Annotated in this window: 20 protein-coding genes and 1 pseudogene; 16 read left to right on the top strand and 5 right to left on the bottom strand. The window is 64.8% G+C overall.

What is annotated here, in order from left to right; all coding sequences use genetic code 11:
• Positions 1-7: 7 nt before the first annotated feature.
• Complete coding sequence (locus ACNJYB_RS21485) at positions 8-685, bottom strand: response regulator (RefSeq protein ID WP_439368328.1); 678 nt, start codon at positions 683-685, stop codon at positions 8-10.
• Positions 686-872: 187 nt separating this feature from the next.
• Between ACNJYB_RS21485 and ACNJYB_RS21480 the strand changes: the two genes are divergently transcribed.
• From ACNJYB_RS21480 to ACNJYB_RS21460, 5 genes are all read left to right on the top strand, one after another.
• The gene (locus ACNJYB_RS21480) at positions 873-1,199 is read left to right on the top strand and encodes an NIPSNAP family protein (RefSeq protein ID WP_439368326.1); all 327 of its coding nucleotides are present in this window, start codon (positions 873-875) and stop codon (positions 1,197-1,199) included.
• 119 nt (positions 1,200-1,318) lie between these two features.
• Positions 1,319-2,194 (top strand): 3-deoxy-8-phosphooctulonate synthase, encoded by an 876-nt coding sequence (kdsA, locus tag ACNJYB_RS21475; RefSeq protein WP_439368325.1) that lies wholly within the window; start codon positions 1,319-1,321, stop codon positions 2,192-2,194.
• Positions 2,194-3,402 carry an MFS transporter gene (locus ACNJYB_RS21470; RefSeq protein ID WP_439368324.1) on the top strand — a complete coding sequence of 403 codons (1,209 nt, stop codon included), beginning with the start codon at positions 2,194-2,196 and terminating at the stop codon, positions 3,400-3,402. The genes kdsA and ACNJYB_RS21470 overlap by 1 nt, the downstream gene beginning before the upstream one ends.
• 104 nt (positions 3,403-3,506) lie before the next feature.
• Complete coding sequence (gene glsA / locus ACNJYB_RS21465) at positions 3,507-5,381, top strand: glutaminase A (RefSeq protein ID WP_439368323.1); 1,875 nt, start codon at positions 3,507-3,509, stop codon at positions 5,379-5,381.
• Positions 5,382-5,471: 90 nt separating this feature from the next.
• Positions 5,472-6,420, top strand: a protein-coding gene (locus ACNJYB_RS21460; RefSeq protein WP_439368321.1) for an IS630 family transposase whose coding sequence is annotated in 2 segments (ribosomal slippage) — positions 5,472-5,807 and positions 5,809-6,420 — 948 coding nt in all. Because the reading frame shifts where the segments join, the coding sequence is not laid out codon by codon here.
• 52 nt (positions 6,421-6,472) lie between these two features.
• Here the strand turns inward: ACNJYB_RS21460 and ACNJYB_RS21455 are convergent.
• The 4 genes from ACNJYB_RS21455 to ACNJYB_RS21440 form a co-directional block, all read right to left on the bottom strand.
• Complete coding sequence (locus tag ACNJYB_RS21455; protein WP_439368319.1) at positions 6,473-7,114, bottom strand: glutathione S-transferase family protein; 642 nt, start codon at positions 7,112-7,114, stop codon at positions 6,473-6,475.
• Positions 7,115-7,279: 165 nt separating this feature from the next.
• Positions 7,280-8,074, bottom strand: coding sequence for a substrate-binding domain-containing protein (locus ACNJYB_RS21450; RefSeq protein WP_439368318.1), 795 nt, complete (start codon positions 8,072-8,074; stop codon positions 7,280-7,282).
• 16 nt (positions 8,075-8,090) lie between these two features.
• Positions 8,091-8,543 carry a preQ(1) synthase gene (gene queF / locus ACNJYB_RS21445; protein WP_439368316.1) on the bottom strand — a complete coding sequence of 151 codons (453 nt, stop codon included), beginning with the start codon at positions 8,541-8,543 and terminating at the stop codon, positions 8,091-8,093.
• Between the two features lie 51 nt (positions 8,544-8,594).
• Complete coding sequence (locus tag ACNJYB_RS21440; RefSeq protein ID WP_439368314.1) at positions 8,595-9,572, bottom strand: Vgb family protein; 978 nt, start codon at positions 9,570-9,572, stop codon at positions 8,595-8,597.
• Positions 9,573-9,746: 174 nt separating this feature from the next.
• On the opposite strand from ACNJYB_RS21440, the gene eno reads away from it, so the two are divergent.
• From eno to ACNJYB_RS21385, 11 genes and pseudogenes are all read left to right on the top strand, one after another.
• Positions 9,747-11,030, top strand: a complete 1,284-nt coding sequence (gene eno / locus ACNJYB_RS21435; protein WP_439368313.1) for a phosphopyruvate hydratase — start codon at positions 9,747-9,749, stop codon at positions 11,028-11,030.
• A 33-nt stretch (positions 11,031-11,063) separates the two neighbouring features.
• Positions 11,064-12,203 carry a zinc-binding dehydrogenase gene (locus ACNJYB_RS21430; RefSeq protein WP_439368311.1) on the top strand — a complete coding sequence of 380 codons (1,140 nt, stop codon included), beginning with the start codon at positions 11,064-11,066 and terminating at the stop codon, positions 12,201-12,203.
• 117 nt (positions 12,204-12,320) lie between these two features.
• On the top strand, positions 12,321-13,319 hold the full coding sequence (locus tag ACNJYB_RS21425) for an MBL fold metallo-hydrolase (protein WP_439368310.1): 999 nt from the start codon (positions 12,321-12,323) through the stop codon (positions 13,317-13,319).
• 181 nt (positions 13,320-13,500) lie between these two features.
• Positions 13,501-14,052 carry an NADPH-dependent FMN reductase gene (locus ACNJYB_RS21420; RefSeq protein WP_439368309.1) on the top strand — a complete coding sequence of 184 codons (552 nt, stop codon included), beginning with the start codon at positions 13,501-13,503 and terminating at the stop codon, positions 14,050-14,052.
• 103 nt (positions 14,053-14,155) lie between these two features.
• Positions 14,156-14,473, top strand: coding sequence for an FtsB family cell division protein (locus tag ACNJYB_RS21415; protein WP_129271678.1), 318 nt, complete (start codon positions 14,156-14,158; stop codon positions 14,471-14,473).
• A 219-nt stretch (positions 14,474-14,692) separates the two neighbouring features.
• Positions 14,693-15,662: pseudogene (locus tag ACNJYB_RS21410) on the top strand (GAF domain-containing protein).
• A gap of 278 nt (positions 15,663-15,940) precedes the next feature.
• Complete coding sequence (gene adh, locus ACNJYB_RS21405; RefSeq protein WP_439368308.1) at positions 15,941-17,458, top strand: aldehyde dehydrogenase; 1,518 nt, start codon at positions 15,941-15,943, stop codon at positions 17,456-17,458.
• Positions 17,459-17,732: 274 nt separating this feature from the next.
• A complete protein-coding gene (gene pdhA, locus ACNJYB_RS21400) occupies positions 17,733-18,755 on the top strand; it encodes a pyruvate dehydrogenase (acetyl-transferring) E1 component subunit alpha (RefSeq protein ID WP_439368307.1) in 1,023 nt (340 codons plus the stop codon).
• Between the two features lie 29 nt (positions 18,756-18,784).
• A complete protein-coding gene (locus ACNJYB_RS21395) occupies positions 18,785-20,167 on the top strand; it encodes a pyruvate dehydrogenase complex E1 component subunit beta (RefSeq protein ID WP_439368306.1) in 1,383 nt (460 codons plus the stop codon).
• A gap of 3 nt (positions 20,168-20,170) precedes the next feature.
• Positions 20,171-20,473 (top strand): DUF5076 domain-containing protein, encoded by a 303-nt coding sequence (locus tag ACNJYB_RS21390; protein WP_008547332.1) that lies wholly within the window; start codon positions 20,171-20,173, stop codon positions 20,471-20,473.
• A gap of 1 nt (position 20,474) precedes the next feature.
• Positions 20,475-20,927: a nucleoside deaminase gene (locus ACNJYB_RS21385; RefSeq protein ID WP_080137508.1), complete on the top strand. Its 453-nt coding sequence runs from the start codon at positions 20,475-20,477 to the stop codon at positions 20,925-20,927.
• Positions 20,928-20,970 lie beyond the last annotated feature (43 nt).

Genomic DNA, 20,970 nt, shown 5'->3' with positions numbered 1-20,970 from the left:
GGCGTCTTCAGGCTGGCAGCTTCTTGAGGAGGTAGCCGACGCCGCGAATGCCGTGGATCTCGACGCCCGCGTCGGCCTCCGCGAGCTTTCGCCGCAGTCGCGAGATATGTGTATCCAGCGCGTTGGACTGTATCTCGTCGTCGAAATTGTAGACCGCCTCTTCGAGCGCCGCGCGCAGCACGGTCCGCCCGATGCGGCGGACCAAGGCTTCGAGCACCAGCAGCTCGCGGCGGGGCAGCTCGAATGGCTGGCCGTCGATGCTGGCTTCGCGATGGCCGAGATCGAAGGCGAGGCGGCCGGCACGGATGATTTCGGGGGAGAGGCCGGCGGGCCGCCGCAGGACGGCACGCAGCCGCGCCAGCAGTTCCTCGACTGCAAACGGTTTGGCCAGATAGTCGTCGGCGCCGCTATCGAGCCCGGCGATGCGGTCGGCGAGCTCGCCGCGCGCAGTCAGCACAATGATCGGCACGCCGTCCGCGCGCGCGCGGAGCTTTGGGATCAGCGCCAAGCCATCGCCGTCAGGAAGCTGGCGATCGAGCAGGACCGCGGCATGGACGTCGGCCGAAATGGCCTCCTCCGCCTCGGCCAGCGTCGGGGCATGGTCCACCACCATGTCGTAGCGCTTCAGCGCCGAGGCCAGCGCGCAGGCCATTTCCGCTTCATCCTCGACCAGCAAAATCCGCATGTGACAGGCACCTGAACCGCAACCGAGCCTTTCTAGCGGCCCGACCATTGCGGCAGCATTGCGGGAGGCTGGCGCAGCGCCGAAGCTCAAGCCATGCGCAGAACGCCACAGGGGGCGGCCGGGCGGGGCTCAAGACACCGTCCGGGCCAGCCGCTATAACCGCGGACCTGTTCAGGGAGAAGAATGAATGATCTACGAAATGCGCGTCTATCGCTGCGTGCCCGGCCGCCTGCCGGCGCTGTTGAAGCGGTTCGAGACCGTGACGCTGAAGCTGTGGGAGAAGCACGGCATCAGGCAGGCCGGGTTCTTCACCACCCTGATCGGCGAATCCAACCAGGAGCTGACCTATTTCCTGGCCTGGGAGTCGCTTGCCGAGCGCGAGACGAAGTGGGGCAAGTTCGCGACCGATCCGGACTGGATGACAGCGCGCGCCGAGAGCGAAGCGGACGGCCAGATCGTCGACAACATCTTCAGCCAGCTGCTGACGCCGACTGCCTTCTCGGCGGTGAAGTAGGAACCTCAAGGGCGGCGCCGGCAGCCCCGGCGCAACCCTGATATTCGGATGGCCCGGGCCGAATAGGGTTGATCCGACCTTCGCGGCGGCTATGGTCGCGGCGAAACGAGGGATTTGCCTTGAACTCTTCGAATTCAGCTGCGCCGATCGTCACCATTGGCCGGGTCAAATTCGGCAATGATCTGCCGATCGCCATCATTGCCGGGCCCTGCCAGCTCGAAAGCCGCCAGCATGCGCTGGAGGTGGCCTCCGCGCTGAAGGAGATCGCGGCGCGGCTGAACATCGGGCTCGTCTACAAGACTTCCTTCGACAAGGCCAACCGCACCAGCGCTTCGGCGGCGCGCGGGCTCGGCTTGGCGCAATCGTTGCCTATCTTCGCCGAAATCCGCTCATCGCTCGGCCTGCCTGTCCTGACCGACGTGCACGAAGCCACGCAATGCGCCGAGGTGGCGCAGGCCGTGGACGTCCTGCAGATCCCGGCGTTCCTGTGCCGGCAGACCGATCTGCTGCTGGCGGCGGCCGCGACCGGCAAGGTCGTCAACGTCAAGAAGGGGCAGTTCCTGGCGCCGTGGGACATGGCCAATGTCGTGACCAAGATCACGAGCGCCAACAATCCCAACGTGCTCGTCACCGAGCGCGGTGCGTCCTTCGGCTACAACACGCTTGTCTCCGACATGCGTGCGCTGCCGATCATGGCACGCACCACCGGCGCGCCCGTGATCTTCGACGCCACCCACTCGGTGCAGCAGCCGGGCGGGAAGGGCACCTCCTCCGGCGGCGAGCGCGAATTCGTACCGGTGCTGGCGCGCGCCGCGGTTGCGGTCGGCGTTGCCGGCGTCTTCATCGAGACCCATCCCGATCCCGATCGCGCGCCCTCGGATGGCCCGAACATGGTGCCGCTGCGGGAGTTCGAAGGGCTGATCGCCAGGCTGATGGCATTCGACGCCCTGGCCAAGAATACGTCAAATAGTACCTCAAAGGGCAGCACGCGCTGATGCATCAGCCTGTGACCAGGCCGTCGTCCGACCAAAAATTTCCGCCCGCGATCAACATCATTGCGCTTGCCGGCTTCTCGGCCGCACTGTCGACGCGTGCGCTCGATCCTGTCCTGCCGCATGTTGCGGATGATTTCGCGATCAGCATCACGACGGCCGCGAGCATCGCGGCCGGCTTCGCCCTGATCTACGCGCTGGTTCAACCGGCGATCGGGGCGGCCGCCGATCTGTTCGGCAAGGCGCGATTGATGACGGCCTGCCTGGCGCTGCTCGGCGTCGCCTGCATCCTGGGCGCTCTCGCCACCTCCTTCTCGGGCCTGTTCGCAAGCCGCATCCTCGCCGGCATCGCCGCGGGCGGCGTGTTTCCGGTTGCGCTCGGCCTGACCGCCGATCTCGTTGCGCCCGCCAAGCGGCAGGTTGCGATCGGACGCACGATGGCGGGCTCGATGACCGGCAATCTGCTCGGCTCATCCGCCAGCGGAATCATCGGCGATTTCATCGGCTGGCGCGGCGTGCTCGTGATCCTCGGCGCACTCGGCCTGATTGCGGCCGTGGCGGTTGCGGCAGGCTTCCGCGGTGCCGCGCTGACGGCGCCGCCGAAGACGGACTTCAAGACGTTGCGGCAGGGCTACCGCACGATCTTCTCCAATCCCAACACGCGCTTCTGCTATTCGGCAGTGTTCGTCGAAGGTTGCTGCGTGTTCGGCCTGTTTCCCTTCATCGCCGCGTTCCTGTTCGATCTCGGCGAGAAATCTCTCTCGATCGCGGGCATCGTGATCGCGGGGTTTGCGGTCGGCGGGTTGCTCTACACTCTCACCGTATCGCGCATGCTGCCGCGGCTCGGCGTCAAGGGCATGATGATCACGGGCGGCAGCCTCGTGGCGTTGCAGCTCTGTGCGCTTGCTTTCGGTCCCGGCTGGAAGCTGCAATTCGCCAGCATGCTGGCGTTGGGCTGGGGGTTCTACATGATCCATGGCTGCCTGCAGGTGTTTGCCAGCGAGCTGTCGATCGGGGCGCGGGCGACCGCGATGTCGCTGCATTCGTTCTTCTTCTTCATGGGGCAGACGGTCGGGCCGCTCGCCTACGGCGTCGGCCTCCAGCATGCCGGCAAGATGCCGACGCTGCTCGCGAGCGCTGCGATCATGGTGGTGCTGGGCCTCGTCTGCGCCCGGCTGCTCAAGCCGCGGGCGCCCTCCGACGCGCGCTGAAGTCCATTCGGAGACGTAAGCGGGGCATCGTCCCTCACCATGACACCACCAGTATGCATGGCACGCGAATTGCTTCGATTTTGGGCAAATTGAGGTGTGAGATCGTGGACGCCCAGACCAGCCGTTCCGCCAGCGAAGCCAGTTCGCCCCGCTTGACCGGATATCTCACCAAGCCACCGCTGCGGCGTTTCCTGGCCGATTGCCACGCCGAATTCCGCACCGACAATTCCGGCGAGCTTGCCGACTACATCCCCGAGCTGAAGCGCGCCAATCCCGATCATTTCGGCATCGCGCTCGTCACCATCGACGGCCACGTCTACGAAGTCGGCAACAGCGACGTGCCGTTCACGATCCAGTCGGTGTCCAAGGCCTTCGTCTTCGCGCTGGCGCTGGAGATGGTCGGTGAGGCGCGCGTCGCTGCCACCATCGGCGTCGAGCCGAGCGGCGAAGCCTTCAACTCGATCCGGCTCACCAACGACAACCGTCCTTTCAATCCCATGGTCAATGCCGGCGCGATCGCCTGCTCGGGGCTGATCTATGAGGTGGACGGGAAGGGCGCCTTCGAGCGCGTCCGCTCAAAGCTCAGCCAGTTCGCCGGCCGCGAGCTCGGCGTCGACGAGGCCGTGCACGCCTCGGAGACCGCCACCGGCAACCGCAACCGTGCGATTGCCTGGCTGCTGCGGAATTACGCGGTGCTGCCCGACGACGTCGATGCCGTGCTCGACGTCTATTTCCGTCAATGCGCGATCCTGGTCACCGCGCGCGACCTCGCAGTGATGGCGGCAACCCTCGCCAATCGCGGCATCAATCCGGTCACGGGCGTCCAGGTCATCACGCCGCACATCGTCGCGCGCACGCTGTCGGTGATGACGAGCTCGGGCATGTATGATTATGCCGGTGAGTGGACCTATCGCGTCGGCATCCCCGCCAAGAGCGGCGTCGGCGGCGGCATCGTCGCGGCGCTGCCCTCGCAGCTCGGGCTCGGCACCTTCTCGCCGCTGCTCGACAACCATTACAACAGCGTGCGCGGCCTGAAGGTCTGCGAGGCGCTGTCGGCGCGGTTCGACCTGCACATGCTCAACCGCAACGCGGACGTGCGCACCAGCATCATGGCGGATTACGACGTCTACGGCATCTCCTCGCGTCGCAGCCGCCAGCCGCACGAGCAGCAGATCCTCGACGAGCGTCATAGCGACATCCGCGTGCTCGAGCTGGTTGGCGCGATGAATTTCGGCACGATCGACTACGTCACGCGACGGCTTACCAGCGAGCCGCCGAATGCGCCGCTGCTGATCATCGATTTCCGCCGCGTTCCCGACATCACCGCGGCCGGTGCGGAGCTGCTCGGCGAGACCTTGACCGCGCTCGGCAATGCCGGCGTCACCGGCATCCTGTCCGGCTTCGAGGAGGCCTCCGCGGTGTGGGGCGCGATCGCCGCCCGTACGGCCGAGCCGCGACGGCTGCGCCGCTTCGTCCTGCTCGACGATGCCATCGAATGGGCCGAGGACCAGGTGATCTACCGGTTCGGTGGCTTCACTGACGTCAAGGAGAGCGCGCATCTCGGCGAGCAGGCGCTCCTCGCCGAACTGGATGCGGAGGAGATCGCCGCAATCGTCAAGCTCTCGACCACACGGCACTACGCCGCCGGCCAGCGCATCATCGGCGCCGGCGAGCCCGCCAATTCGCTGTTCTTTCTCCAGAGGGGGATGGTCAGCGTGAAGCTTCGCAGCGGCGTGCGCCTCGCATCCCTCGGCCCCGGCATGGAGTTCGGCGAGATGGCGATGCTGGAGCAGAGCCGCAGCGCCGACGTCTTTGCCGATACGCCCGTCACCTGCCTCGAGCTGCCGCTCGACAGCTTTGCCGACTACCGCCGCCTGCACCCCGAAACGTCGCTGAAGATCATGCGCAACCTCGCCGCGATCCTGGCGCGGCGGCTGGTCGCGGCCAATGCGAAGGTCGATCTGCTCAGCGCGTATTAGAGCGGTTCACGGATTTATTGAATCGGAAGGGATTCCGGGTCTGGGACGAATATGATTCAAGATGCTGGCTGGGCTGGAGGCCAGCATCCGATGGTCCGACCAATTTCCAACGATTTGCGTAAGCGTGCGGTATCCGCTGTTGCCAAAGGTGAGAGCTGCCGATCTGTGGCGGAACGGTTTGGCGTTGCTGTCTCGTCAGTTGTGAAGTGGTCACAGCGTTATCGAACGACCGGCTCGGTAGCGCCTGGCAAGATGGGTGGTCACCGCAAGCCTGTGCTTGATCCGCACCGCGCCTTCATCGTCGAGCGGATCACTCAGACGCCGCACCTGACGCTGCATGGTCTGAAGGCGGAACTGGCAGCCCGTGGGGTCAAGGTCTCACACAATGCGGTCTGGCTGTTCCTGCGCCGGGAAGGGCTGCGGTTCAAAAAAAACACTGTTCGCCCTCGAACAGGCTCGCGCCGACGTCTCTCGTAGGCGCTTGCGTTGGCGAGCCTGGCAGGCCGGGCTCGATCCGGGCCGGCTCGTCTTCATCGATGAGACCTGGATCAAGACCAACATGGCCCCTTTGCGAGGCTGGGGACCCAAAGGGGCGCGCCTGCGCGGCTTCGCTCCGCACGGTCACTGGCGTACCCTCACATTCCTCGGCGCGCTCCGCCATGACCAACTCACGGCACCCTGCGTCTTCGATGGCCCGATCAACGGTGAATGCTTCCGTGGTTACGTAAAGCACATTCTCCTGCCAACCCTGCGTGAAGGCGACATCGTCATTCTCGACAATCTCGGAAGCCATAAGTCGAAAGCCGTCAGGCAAATGATCAAGGCTGCTGGCGCCAGACTCTGGTACCTGCCGCCATACTCGCCCGACCTCAACCCAATCGAACAGGCCTTCTCCAAGATCAAACACTGGATGCGGCAAGCTCAGAAGCGCTCAATCGAGGAGACTTGGCGCCATATCGGTCACCTCGTCCAAGACATCCAGCCTCGCGAATGCGCCAACTACTTCGCCAGCGCCGGTTATGCTTCAATCAAAATGTGAAACGCTCTAGCCCGTAGACTCGCAAGCTTGTTGGGGAGGAGCGGCTCGATCACTACAATCCCGGTGATCTCGCCGCCCAAGTCTTGGTGGCCTGGCAGCTTTCCATTGCTCGGGCGTAGGCAGGGCGTGCCGTCGTGCGAGTGAGATAGTCCCGCTCGGTCGAACCGGGGACGTAGTTGCCAGTTCGCAGACCGAGCAGGAGGGCGTAGCTGACCGAGATATCGGCAGCAGTGAATCGCTCGCCGGCGAGATAGGGGCACTCCTCAATGCGGCGGATAACTAACCCGAGGCGGCTCTCGAAGGTCTCGAGTGCCCAGCAGGTAACCCGCGCATTTCGCTCGCCTTCGGGTGCCAGTTGGCGACCGACCAAGACGGCGTTCATCGGTCCGGCGAGCCCGGCCTCGCCCAAGTGGAGAAATTGCAGATAAGACGCGAAGGCGGGGTCGTCCGGGGCGACCGCAAGCGAACCTGAGCCGTGGCGGGCAAGCAGGTACTCGAGAATCGCGATCGATTCGACCATGATCGTCTCGCCGTCCTGCAGCGCAGGAATGAAGCCGGCGGGGTTGATCGCGAGGAAATCGGGATCCTTCTGGCCGGCCAGCAGATCGACCGGCCGCAGCCGATAAGCCAACCCTAATTCCTCAAGCAGCCAAACGACACGGAAGCCACGACCTTCGCCATAGACTGTGAGCATAGCTAAGCGTTCCTGTACTGGGCTTAGGCATACCAACTCGCAGAGCCAAGCCAGGCGCGCAACGTCGATCTGCTCCTGGGTCCAGAAATCGTCGCTCTGGTCCGAGCCAGCGGCGCAGCGTTTCACGCTGCACCCCGGCCGGAACATGAGCGAGGCGCTGGTGCCTCAGTTCGCTCCACCAGCCGGGATCGGGTCCATCCCGCTCGCGATGATTGCTTCGCGTGCGGCGGGGGAGGCGAGGAAGTTGATCAAAGCGCGGCCAGCCTCGGGCTCCTTCGAACCGGTCGCAATGCCGGCCGAGAAGATCGTGATCTTCTGCAGTTCGTTCGGCAAGGGACCTACGATGTCGATGCCCTTCACGGGCTTCAGCTCGCTGATCTGCTGAAAGCCGAGCTCGGCCTCGCCGTGCGCGACGATCTCGCCGACGGGCGTTGCCGGGATCTTGCGCGCCTTGTCCTTCATGACGTCGGCAATGCCGAGCTTGTCGAACATCTCGGTCGAGACGTAGACGCCGCTGGCGCTGTCGGAATAGGCGATCGTCTTCGCGGCCAGCAGCGCGCGCTTGACCGCCTCGACGGAGCTGATGTCCGGCTTCGGCGCGCCCGATTTCACGGCGATCCCGATCGGCGATTTGGTGAGATCGACCTGACTGCCGGCAACGACCTTGCCCTTGCTCGCGAGATCGTTGAGGGCATAGCCAACCATGATCAGGACATCGGCCGGTTCGCCGCGCTCGAGCCGCACGGGAATCGCGTTGGTGGTGGTCCCCATCGACGGGCCATGTTCCGTCAGCACCTTGTTGCCGGTCGCTTTCTCGAATTCCGGCACAAGCACCTTGTAAGCGGCCGTCAATCCGCCGGAGATCATCACCCGGACCTCGGCAGCATCGGATGCGCCGGTCATCCAAAGAGCGGCCAGAAGGCCTAAGGCAGCGCTGCGGAATGTCGACATCGATTTCATCGTTGTTCTTCTCCTGTTAGCCCCGCCCGCGATAAGGCGCGACGCCTTGCTCGGGCAACCACAGTCCCTTCGGCACCCTGCCGGTCTGCCAGAACACGTCGATCGGGATGCCTCCGCGCGGATACCAGTACCCGCCGATGCGCAACCACTTCGGCTTGATCTCGCTCGCGATGCGCTTTCCGATCATCACGGTGCAATCCTCGTGGAAGGCGCCATGGTTGCGGAAGCTCGCGATGTAGAGTTTCAGCGACTTCGACTCCAGCAGCCATTGGCCGGGCGCGTAGTCGATCATCAGATGCGCGAAATCCGGCTGGCCCGTGACCGGGCAGAGCGAGGTGAATTCCGGCACGGTGAAGCGGACCAGATAGTCCGTGCCGGCTTGTGGATTTGGCACGCGGTCGAGCTGGGCTTCTTCCGGAGTGTGCGGCCATTCGACCGCGCGGCCGAGCTGGAGGGATTTTTTCGCCATCGTCGTCACATCCTGTTACGGATGTCGGGATGGACGCAATCGCGGCCGTCGTCAACCCGAGGCGATCGTCTGGATCATGACGATGCGGTCGTTGCCGGACTCGCAGCCCCACAGCTCGCCGGGACGGCCGTCGAGCTGGCGGACATTGGCGTTGGCCTTGTCGCTGGCGAAGACGTTGAACTTCTCGGTGGCGGGATCGAAACGCACAATGGCATTGGCCGAAAAATCCGTCAGCCACACCTTGTCCTGGTCGTCGACATAGACCGCATAGGTGCGGGGACGCTCGCCGGGCAGCTTCCATGTCTTCCAGGATCCGTCGGCGGGATCGTGCACGGAGACGTGGCCGCTATTCCACTCGCTGACCCAGATCCGGCTGTTCGAGTCCGACCAGACCCGCCGCGCGCCCTGATTGGGCGTCGGCGGTTCGACGACATGGGCGGTGCCCGTCGCAAGGTCGATCCTGGCGATATGGCTGCCGGCGAGCGAGGCGTACCAGACATCACCCTTGGGCGTCACGGTGATGCCGTAGGGGCCGACCCCCTTTGGCGCCTTGAATACGTTCATCTCGCCCGATCTCGGCGCGAGGCGGCCGTAATACCCGGACTGGCCAGTGAACCAGTAGGTACCCGTCTTGTCGAACACACCGGTGTTGAGATTGGCCGAAGCGAACTTTTCCGGCAGGCGGAACAGCGTGACCTTGAGATCGCCGGGATCGACCCGCGCGATCGCGTTCTGGCCGCCTTCGGTGATCCAGGGGGCGCCGTCGGGGCCGATCGTCACACCGTGCGGGGCGGCGCCCTCGCCGAGGCTGACCGTCTTGAAACTGCCATCCCGCGGATCGAGCCTGCCGAGCAGGCCCTTACCCTGGGCGGTGAACCAGACTGTGCCGTCAGGGGCGGGAGCAAGATCGTGCAAGCCAATGCCGGCGCTGATCGGGAAATATTTTGTCCGGAACGGGGCCTCCTGCGCACGACTTGGGCGGGCGACAAGGACGGCGGCGGTCGAAGCAAGAAACTGGCGGCGATTCATGGCGTTACCTCGACTTCTTGGGATTGAGGATGGACGCTCGGACCGGATCTTCTCGAGCTTAGTCTCGGGTGCTCCACGCGTCAGCCGAAGCCGGGCGTCCAAGCGTTCACATTTGCTTGCGGCCCGTGTAAGACCCGGCCCACCGATCAGCCCTAACGAACGGAAGTGCACATCATGACCGCCATCATCGACATCATCGGCCGCGAAATTCTCGATAGCCGGGGCAATCCCACCGTCGAGGTGGACGTCGTGCTCGAAGATGGCGCGCTCGGCCGCGCCGCCGTGCCGTCCGGTGCCTCGACGGGTGCCCATGAGGCGGTGGAACTGCGCGACGGCGACAAGGCCCGCTATCTCGGCAAAGGCGTCACCAAGGCGGTCGGTGCCGTCAACGGCGAGATCTTCGAGGCTCTGAGCGGCCTCGACGTCGAGCAGCAGGCCCAGATCGACCAGATCATGATCGAGCTCGACGGCACGCCGAACAAGAGCCGGCTGGGCGCCAACGCCATCCTCGGCGTCTCGCTCGCTTGCGCCAAGGCTGCGGCGAACTCGCTCGACATGCCGCTCTACCGTTACGTCGGCGGCACCTCGGCCCGTCTCCTGCCGGTGCCGATGATGAACATCATCAATGGCGGCGTGCATGCCGACAACCCGATCGACTTCCAGGAATTCATGATCCTTCCGGTTGGCGCGGCGTCCTTCGCCGAGGGCCTGCGCTACGGCGCGGAAGTCTTCCACACGCTGAAGTCGGAGCTCAAGAAGGCCGGCCACAACACCAATGTCGGCGACGAGGGCGGCTTCGCCCCGAACCTGCCGTCGGCGGACGCCGCGCTCGACTTCGTCATGAACGCGATCGGCAAGGCCGGCTTCAAGGCGGGCACCGACATCGTGCTCGGCCTCGACTGCGCCTCGACCGAGTTCTTCAAGGACGGCAAGTACGTCTACGAAGGCGAAGGCAAGACCCGCTCGATCTCCGAGCAGGCCAAATATCTCGGCGACCTCGTCTCGCGTTATCCGATCGTCACCATCGAGGACGGCATGTCGGAAGACGACATGGACGGCTGGAAGGAGCTCACCGACCTCATCGGCAAGAAGTGCCAGCTCGTCGGCGACGATCTGTTCGTCACCAACGTCAAGCGCCTCGCCGAGGGCATCAAGGCCGGCCGCGCCAACTCGATCCTGATCAAGGTCAACCAGATCGGCACGCTGACCGAGACGCTCGCCGCCGTCGAGATGGCGCACAAGGCCGGCTACACCTCGGTGATGTCGCACCGCTCCGGCGAGACCGAGGATTCCACCATCGCCGATCTCGCGGTCGCCACCAATTGCGGTCAGATCAAGACCGGCTCCCTTGCGCGCTCCGACCGCACCGCCAAATACAATCAGCTCCTGCGCATCGAGCAGCAGCTCGGCAAGCAGGCGCTGTACGGCGGCAAGGCGGCACTGAAGGCGCTGGCATAAGCCGGCGCCTTAGCAAACACAGGGGAGATCGACATGAGCGACGGCAAGACCGGACTGCAACTGCGTTCGCTGATCAAGAAGACCGGTGAGCTCGAGATCTCGCTCGTCGACGTGCCGACCCCCGAGCCTGCGGACGACGAGGTCGTCGTCCGCGTCGAGGCGGCGCCGATCAATCCGTCCGACCTCGGCCTGCTCGTCGGCGCCGCCGATATGAGCACGGCCAAGGCTTCGGGCACGAAGGAAGCGCCCGTCATCACCGCAAAGGTGCCTGACGGCGCGATGCGCGCGATGGGCGCGCGGCTCGACCAGTCCCTGCCGGTCGGCAATGAAGGTGCCGGCGTCGTCGTCAAGACCGGCTCGTCGGATGCCGCGAAGGCTCTGCTGGGCAAGACGGTCGCGATGATCGGCGGTGCCATGTATTCGCAGTACCGGACGATGAAGGTCAGGGACTGCCAGCCGCTGCCCGAGGGCACGACGGCGGCGGAGGGGGCATCCTGGTTCGTCAATCCGCTCACTGCGCTCGGCATGACCGAGACCATGCGGCGCGAGGGCCACAAGGCACTGGTGCACACCGCGGCCGCCTCCAATCTCGGCCAGATGCTGAACAAGATCTGCCTCGGCGACGGCATTCCGCTGGTCAACATCGTGCGCAGCAAGGAGCAGGCGGAGATCCTGAAGAAGATTGGCGCCAAATACGTCGTCGATTCCAGCATGCCGAGCTTCCTCGACGATCTCACGGCCGCGTTGGTGGAGACCGGCGCCACCATCGCCTTCGACGCGATCGGCGGCGGCAAGCTTGCCGGCGACATCCTCAATTGCATGGAAGTCGCGATCAACAAGTCTGCCAAGGAATACAGCCGCTACGGCTCTAGCGTGCACAAGCAAGTCTATGTCTACGGCGCGCTCGATGTTCGCCCGATCGAGCTGCCGCGCGGCTTCGGCATGGCCTGGGGCGTCGGCGGCTGGCTGCTCACCCCGTTCCTCCAGAAGATCGGTCCGGCCGATATCGCACGGTTGCGCCAGCGCGTGGTGAATGAGCTGAAGACCACCTTCGCCAGCCACTACACCAAGGTGGTGTCGCTTCAGGAGGCACTCGATCCCGCCAACATCGCGGTGTACGCCAAACGCGCCACCGGCGAAAAATTCCTCATCAACCCAAATAAATTATCGTGATGCGCGACGGCGCATCACCGAAAGAAGGACTTGCCTTCTGAGCGAAGCGGGGGATTATTCCCGCCGCCGTTGAAAGCGGAAAAACCGCAAAGCGCGCTCAGAAGGGGACTTCATTCAATGACCGATCTCAATCGTCGTCACCTGCTCGCAGGCGTCGCCGCCGTCGGGGCGGCAGCCGCCACCGGACTTCGCCCGACCGTTGCCAATGCCTCAGTGCCGCCAGTCGGGACGCAGGCGCCGGGCTTCTATCGCTACAAGGTCGGCCGCTATGAGTGCACCTCGATCAACGACGGCGCGCGCACTTTCCCGATGCCCGACAAGTTCGTCGTCAACGTGCCGAAGGAAGAAGCCGCTGCCGCCGCCGAAGCCGCCTACATGCCCAACGGCATGGTCACGGTGCCGTTCAATCCGCAGCTGATCAACACCGGCTCCAAGCTCGTGCTGATCGACGCCGGCAACGGGGTCGCCAATCTCGAGCCGAGCAAGGGCGCGGTCGGCCGCACCCTGCAAAACCTCCAGGCCGCCGGCGTCGATCCCAAGAATATCGACGTCGTGCTGCTGTCGCATCTGCATCCCGACCACACCAACGGCATCCGTCTCGCCGACGGCGCGCTCGCCTTCCCGAACGCGGAGATCATGGTGCCAGGCAGAGACTGGGAGTTCTGGACCAGCGAGGACAACGCGGCCAAGACCGAGTCCAACCCGATGATGAAGAACTACTTCGCCAACGTGAAGAAGACATTCGCCGGGCTCGAGACCAAGGTGACGAAGTACGAGTGGGGGAAGGAGGTGGCGCCCGGCATCACCTCGATCGCGACGCCCGGCCATACGCCCGGCCACAGCTCGTTCGCGGTTGCCTCGGGCGATGCCAAGGTGCTGATCCAGTCCGACGTCACCAACATCCCGGAGTTTTTCCTGCGCAATCCGGACTGGCACGTGATGTTCGACTACGATGCCGCAATGGCGCAGGCGACACGCCACAAGTTCTACGACATGGCGGCCGCCGAGAAGGCCACCGTTATCGGCTTCCACTTCACCTTCCCCTCGGTAGGTCATGTCGAGAAGGACGGCGCCAAGTACCGTCTGATCCCGTCGGCGTGGAATCCGACGATCTGATCGCTGTTGCAGATGTTGTGCGAACATCAGGCCGCCCTCGGCGGCCTGACTGGTTTGGACGACCATCGCCTTTCGCGAAACGCAGCGTTTCCAAATCGGACCGGTCCATGCACTTGCATCCATCGACCCGGATCGCTTAAGTGCCGGCCGGCACTTCCCCTCAAGGTTTCAAGGACACCCCATGCCCTACAATATCGTCGTTATCGCCGGCAGCCTGCGCAAGGACAGCTTTTCGCTGAAGATCGCCAATGCGCTCGCCAAGCTCGCGCCGGCCTCGCTCAAGCTCGAGGTCATCACGCCGGCGGGCATCTCCTTCTTCAACCAGGACCTCGAGGGCGCGCCGCCCGCGGACTGGCTGGCCTTCCGCGACAAGCTCCAGAAGTCCGACGGCGTCATCTTCGTCACCCCTGAATACAACCGCGCCATTCCGGGCGTCCTGAAGAACGCCATCGACGTCGCCTCGCGGCCCTATGGCAAGAGCTCGTTCAACGGCAAGCCGGTCGGCATCATTTCGAACTCGCCGGGACCGCTCGGGGGCGTCAGCGCGGCCAAGACGCTGCAGAACATTCTGCCCGGCATTGCCGGTCCGATCATGCAGCAGCCCGAGACCTACCTGAACGCCGTCGGCGATGCCTTCGATGCGGAGGGCAACCTCACCAAGGACTCGCTGAAGGGCGTGCTCCAGGCCTACATCGATGCCTTCGCCGCCCACGTGGCGAAGCACCACGGCTGAGCGCGCGCCCTCGTCATGGCCGGGCCTGCCCCGGCCATGATTACGAGACGGGTAGGGTGAGTGCGTTAGCGCTCCCTTAACCAAGGTGCCGCATCTTCCCAAGATGGTCTCCCGCGCGCGCCTGAAATCGATCCTGACCGGTCTTGCCCTCTATGCGATGGCGGCCGCCATCGTCGGCTATTTCGGCGTCAACGCCTATACCGGCAAATACGGCCTCAACGCGCGCCAGGAGCTCGATCAGGAGATCATCGCGCTGACGAGCGAGCTGGCGCAGCTCAAGCGCGAGCGTGCCAGGAGCGAGCAGCGCGTCTCGCTGCTGCGCACCTCGAGGATCGATCCCGATATGTTGGACGAGCGGGCCCGGTTCCAGCTCGACTACGTCAATCCGCATGATCTCGTCCGGATGATCCCGCAGAACTAGCGCTTTCGCGCGATTCGAAACCGGCATCGAAAGCCGGCGCCGGGACTCCTGGCGTGCTTCTCCACTACATCGAACGTCGCAAGTCTGCGGTCGCTTTGCCGCCTTGACGGAGCTTTACCGGCGGGGGCATGGCTTGTTCGACGCGCGGCTTCCAAGATTGACAAGGATCAATCCGGCCGTGCGGGCACGTCTTATGAATGCCACCCGGAGGAAACGGTGATGAATGGGCAAGCCCCCCAGCATCACGCGGCCCGTGTCGAGGCCGCCATCGCATCAGGCCAGGCGGCTCGTTCCGCGCTCGTGGCCTCCTGGCGCCGCTCTTCCCGATTGCATCATCTCGACCCCTCGGGCCGCGGCCTGCCGAAGCGGCTGACGGAGGCGGAACTTCGCGCGGCGCGCGAGCGCATCGCACCTCTGCTTGCCGCCGCGCAAGGCGCCATGGACCGGCTCTATCAGGCGGTTGGAGCTTCGGGCTGCTGCGTGCTGCTCGCCGACGGCGAGGGGGTGCCGGTCGACCGTCGCGGCACGCCCGCGGACGATGCAACGTTCCAATCCTGGGGCCTGTGGACCGGCGCGCTCTGGAGCGAGGAGCACGAGGGCACCAACGGTATCGGCACCTGCGTCGTCGAGCAGCGGCCGCTGACGATCGACCGCGACCAGCACTTCTTCACCCGCAACACGCTTCTGAGCTGCACCGCGGTTCCGATCTACGACCACGAGGCGGCCTTTGCCGGTGTGCTCGACGTCTCCTCCTGCCGCGCCGACCGCACCGATGCGTTCTCCAGCCTGATCGCACTGGCGGCGGGCGAGGCGGCCAAACGCATCGAGGCCGACATGTTCCGCCGCGCCTTCGCCCATGCCCGTATCGTGCTGACGCCGGCTGCGGACGGCCAGTGTGGCGGCCTCGTGGCCGTCGATGCGGACGATCTCGTGATCGGCGCGACCCGCTCCGCCCGGGTGGGACTTGGCATTGGACTTGGGATCGCGCCCGGCAGCCCGTTACGGCCAGTACCTGCGGCCGATCTGCTCGGCGGCGATGTCGCGCATGACCACCTTGCCCGCGGTCAGCGCGGTATTGCAGCGGGCGCTGCTCCGCGCGGGCGGCAATGTTTCCGCCGCCGCCAAGGCTCTCGGCGTCAGCCGCGCCACGCTTCACAGGAAGCTCAAGCGGTTCGGATTGAACCACTGAGCCCTGCTGGTCCCTCAACCGTCATTGCGAGCGCAGCGAACCAATCCAGGATCCCTCCGCGGGGACAGTCTGGGTTGCTTCGCTGCGCTCGCAACGACGATGTGGATGCCCTCAACTCTCCATCTCGCACTTGCCTCGCGCGCACGTGTCGCAGAACTGCGACAGGTCCGCGCTGCCATCGCTCCCACCCGGGCTGACAGAAATCACCTCCCGCATCATCGTTTGCGCAAGTCGTGAACACACGACGGATCGCAAACAGCAACATCGGGAGTGAGCAAATGAACAAGGTGGAATTCCTCGGCGTCACCCAGAGCCCCTTCGCCGAACGCTACGACAATTTCATCGGCGGCAAATTCGTGCCGCCTATCGCCGGCAAGTATTTCGACAACGCCTCGCCGGTGAACGGCCAGATCGTCTGCAGGATCGCGCGGTCGGACGCGCAGGACGTCGAAGCCGCGCTCGACGCGGCGCATGCGGCGAAGGCCGCCTGGGGTCACACCAGCGTCGCCGAGCGCGCCGCGATCCTGAACAAGATCGCCGACCGCATGGAAGAGAATCTCGAGCGTCTCGCGGTCGCCGAGACCTGGGACAACGGCAAGCCGATCCGCGAGACTCGCGCGGCCGACCTGCCGCTCGCGATCGACCATTTCCGCTACTTCGCCGGCGTGGTGCGCGCCCAGGAAGGCTCGATCGGCGAGATCGATCACGACACCGTCGCCTATCATTTCCACGAGCCACTCGGCGTGGTCGGCCAGATCATTCCCTGGAACTTCCCGCTGCTGATGGCCTGCTGGAAGCTCGCTCCGGCGCTCGCCGCCGGCAATTGCGTGATCCTCAAGCCCGCCGAGCAGACCCCGGCCTCGATCATGGTCTGGGCCGAGATCGTCGCCGACCTTCTGCCGCCGGGCGTGCTCAACATCGTCAACGGCTTTGGCCTCGAGGCCGGCAAGCCGCTGGCGTCGAGCCCGCGCATCGCCAAGATCGCCTTCACCGGCGAGACCTCGACCGGCCGGCTGATCATGCAGTATGCCAGCCAGAACCTGATTCCGGTGACGCTTGAGCTCGGCGGCAAGTCGCCGAACATCTTCTTCAAGGACGTCACCGCCGAGGACGACGACTTCTTCGACAAGGCGATCGAAGGCTTCGTCATGTTCGCGCTGAACCAGGGAGAGGTTTGCACCTGTCCGAGCCGGGCGCTGGTCCACGCCGACATCTACGACCGCTTCATGGAGCGGGCGCTGAAGCGCGTCGCCGCGATCAAGCAGGGCGATCCGCGCGTGGCCGACACCATGATCGGCGCGCAGGCATCGAGCGAGCAGCTCGCAAAGATCCTCTCCTATATCGACATCGGCAAGCAGGAGGGGGCCAAGGTGCTGGCCGGCGGCGGTCGGGCCGAGCTCGGCGGCGACCTGGCCAAGGGCTTCTACGTCCAGCCGACGGTGTTCGAGGGCCACAACAAAATGCGCATCTTCCAGGAGGAGATCTTCGGCCCGGTCGTCTCGGTCACGACCTTCAAGACCGATGAGGAAGCGCTCGCGATCGCCAACGACACGCTCTATGGCCTCGGGGCCGGCGTCTGGAGCCGCGATGCCAACCGCTGCTACCGCTTCGGCCGGGCGATCCAGGCCGGCCGGGTCTGGACCAATTGCTACCATGCCTATCCCGCGCATGCGGCCTTCGGCGGCTACAAGCAGTCGGGTGTCGGTCGAGAGACCCACAAGATGATGCTCGATCACTACCAGCAGACCAAGAATCTCCTGGTCAGCTACAGCCCGAAGAAGCTCGGCTTCTTCTGATCGGCAAGATCTGATCGGTGGAGGGGGCGGCGCCGTTTCGGCGTCGCCCGTTCAGTCGGGACTTGGTTGACCCAACGTTTCTTGGCGCGGCCGCGGATCTGCGCGTGCCGTCCCCGGCAGAGATTTGTTGCCCGATCGGCGCCAAAGATTTTCCAATATTACGGTCACGTTGCAGTGCGGCATAACGAAAGTCGTGCGATGTCGCCGCGGTGCTTTCCAAGGGCGTTTGACTTGGGTTAGAGAGGACGAAAGTTTTCTCTGACCCGGAATTCCCATGGCCGCACCCAAGAAAGCCGCCGCAGGCGCTGCACAGGACAAAACCGACGGCGCATCGCCTCCGGAATTCACCAAAGAGCAGGAGCTCAAGGCGCTCCGCGAGATGCTCCTGATCCGGCGGTTCGAGGAAAAGGCCGGCCAGCTCTACGGCATGGGCGCGATCGGCGGCTTCTGCCACCTCTATATCGGCCAGGAGGCCGTGGTGGTCGGCATGCAGATGGCCCTGAAAGAGGGCGATCAGGTCATCACCGGCTATCGCGACCACGGCCATATGCTAGCCACCGGCATGGACGCCAACGGCGTCATGGCCGAGCTCACGGGCCGCCGCGGCGGCTATTCAAAGGGCAAGGGCGGCTCCATGCACATGTTCAGCAAGGAGAAGCACTTCTACGGCGGCCATGGCATCGTCGGCGCCCAGGTCTCGCTCGGCACAGGTCTGGCCTTCGCCAACCACTATCGCGGCAACGGCAATGTCAGCGTCACCTATTTCGGTGACGGCGCGGCCAACCAGGGCCAAGTCTATGAGAGCTTCAACATGGCGGAGCTCTGGAAGCTGCCGGTGATCTACGTCATCGAGAACAATCGCTACGCCATGGGCACCGCCGTCTCGCGCGCCTCGGCCCAACAGGATTTCTCCAAGCGCGGCGTGTCCTTCAACATTCCCGGCAAGCAGGTCGACGGCATGGACGTCCGCGCCGTCAAGGCGGCGGGCGAGGAGGCGGCGGCCTGGTGTCGCGCCGGCAAGGGTCCCTTCATCCTGGAGATGCAGACCTACCGTTATCGCGGCCATTCGATGTCCGACCCTGCGAAATATCGCACGCGCGAGGAGGTCGAGAAGGTCCGCCACGACCAGGACCCGATCGAGCAGGTGCGCAATCGCCTGCTGGCGGCGAAGGTCAGCGAGGCCGATCTCAAGGCGATCGACGCCGAGGTGCGCGACATCGTCAATGCGTCTGCCGACTTTGCCCAGCATGATCCCGAGCCGGATGCCGCCGAGCTCTGGACCGACGTTTACCGCTGAACGCGCGCAAGCTTTCTTTTGGAGTAGATATGCCAATTCAAGTGCTGATGCCCGCGTTGTCGCCCACGATGGAAAAGGGCAACCTCGCCAAGTGGCTGAAGAAAGAGGGCGAGACGATCAAGTCGGGTGACGTGATCGCCGAGATCGAGACCGACAAGGCGACCATGGAGGTCGAGGCGACCGACGAGGGCACGCTCGGCAAGATCCTGATCCCCGAGGGCACCGCCGATGTCGCGGTGAACACGCCGATCGCGACCATTCTCGCCGACGGCGAGAGCGCAGCCGATCTTGCGAAGGCGCCTGCACCGGCAGCGAAGGCCGCCGAATCCGCGCCGCCTGCCGCAGCAAAGGCCGAAGCGCCTGCACCGAAAGCCGCGCCCGCGCCGCAGGCCGTTGCCGAACCCGATCCGGAAGTGCCCGCCGGCACCGAGATGGTGAGGCAGACCATCCGCGAAGCGCTGCGCGACGCCATGGCCGAAGAGATGCGCCGCGACCCCGACGTCTTCGTGATGGGCGAAGAGGTCGCCGAATATCAGGGCGCCTACAAGGTGACCCAGGGCCTGCTCCAGGAATTCGGCGCCAAGCGCGTGATCGACACCCCGATTACCGAGCACGGCTTTGCCGGTGTCGGCGTCGGCGCCGCCATGACCGGCCTGAAGCCGATCGTCGAGTTCATGACCTTCAACTTCGCCATGCAGGCGATCGACCAGATCATCAACTCCGCGGCCAAGACGCTCTACATGTCCGGCGGCCAGATGGGCTGCTCGATCGTGTTCCGTGGTCCGAACGGCGCCGCTGCGCGCGTCGCCGCGCAGCACAGCCAGGACTATTCGGCCTGGTACTCGAACGTCCCGGGTCTCAAGGTCGTCGCGCCGTTCTCCGCCGCCGACTACAAGGGCCTGCTCAAGGCCGCGATCCGCGATCCCAATCCGGTGATCTTCCTCGAGAACGAGGTGCTGTATGGCCACACCGGCGATGTGCCGAAGCTCGACGATTTCATCGTTCCGATCGGCAAGGCGCGCATCGTGCGCTCCGGCAGCCACGTCACCATCATCTCGTGGTCGAACGGCATGACCTATGCGCTCAAGGCTGCCGACGAGCTCGCCAAGGAGGGCATCGAGGCCGAGGTGATCGACCTGCGCACGCTGCGTCCGATGGACACCGAGACCATCGTCAATTCCGTCAAGAAGACCGGCCGTGCCGTCACGGTGGAAGAGGGCTGGGCCCAGAGCGGCGTCGGCGCCGAGATCGCCGCGCGGATCATGGAGAATGCCTTCGACTATCTGGATGCGCCGGTCGCGCGCGTCTCCGGCAAGGACGTGCCGATGCCCTATGCCGCCAACCTGGAGAAGCTCGCGCTGCCTTCGGCTGCGGAAGTCGTCGAGGCCGCCAAAGCCGTCTGCTACAGGTAGACCATGGCGGGCCCCAAGGAGCAGCCACTGCCGCCCGACGTCATGACCCGCGACGACGCGGTCGAGATCTTGCGCGTGTTCGTGCTGGATGGCGGGCTGTCGATGGCGTTCCAGCGCGCTTTCGAGGAGCCCGACATGTGGGGCCTGCTGCTCGTCGATCTCGCCCGCCACGCCGCGCGCGCCTATGCGCGCGAGAGCGAATATACCGAGGAGGACGCGCTGAACCGGATCCTCGACATGTTCCAGGCCGAGATCGAGCGTCCCACCGACACCGGCACCACGACGCCGCGCGGGAAGGGGCACTGACGTGGCGATCGAATCCTATCACTTCGATTTCATGCTGGAGGCGATCCGCGAGGCGGAAGCCTCGATCGCGCAGGGCGGCCTGCCGATCGGCGCGGTGCTGACACGCGACAACAAGATCATCGCCCGGGGCCACAACAACCGCGTGCAGGAGAACAACGTCATCCTGCACGGCGAGATGAGCTGCCTGCGCGAGGCCGGCGCGATCACGTTCCACGACACCGTCATGTACACCACGCTGTCCCCTTGCTCGATGTGCGCCGGCGCGCTGGCGCTGTTCAAGGTCAAGCTGGTGGTGATCGGGGAGTCCGTCACATTCCCGGGCTCCAAGGACATCCTCGACAAGTTCGGCATCCCCTGGATCGACCTTGCCGACGACCGCTCCATCACCATGATGAAGAATTGGCGTTCCATCCCTGCCAATGAGCGCCTCTGGCAGGGCGACATCGGCAACTAAACCTGGTCTGTTCGTCTCCGCTGTCGGAGACGACGTTTTGCAA

Origin of the sequence: Bradyrhizobium sp. SMVTL-02, assembly GCF_051853005.1 — a bacterium.
In the GTDB taxonomy this organism is placed as follows: Bacteria; Pseudomonadota; Alphaproteobacteria; order Rhizobiales; family Xanthobacteraceae; genus Bradyrhizobium.
This window is presented reverse-complemented; position numbering and strand designations above follow the sequence as displayed.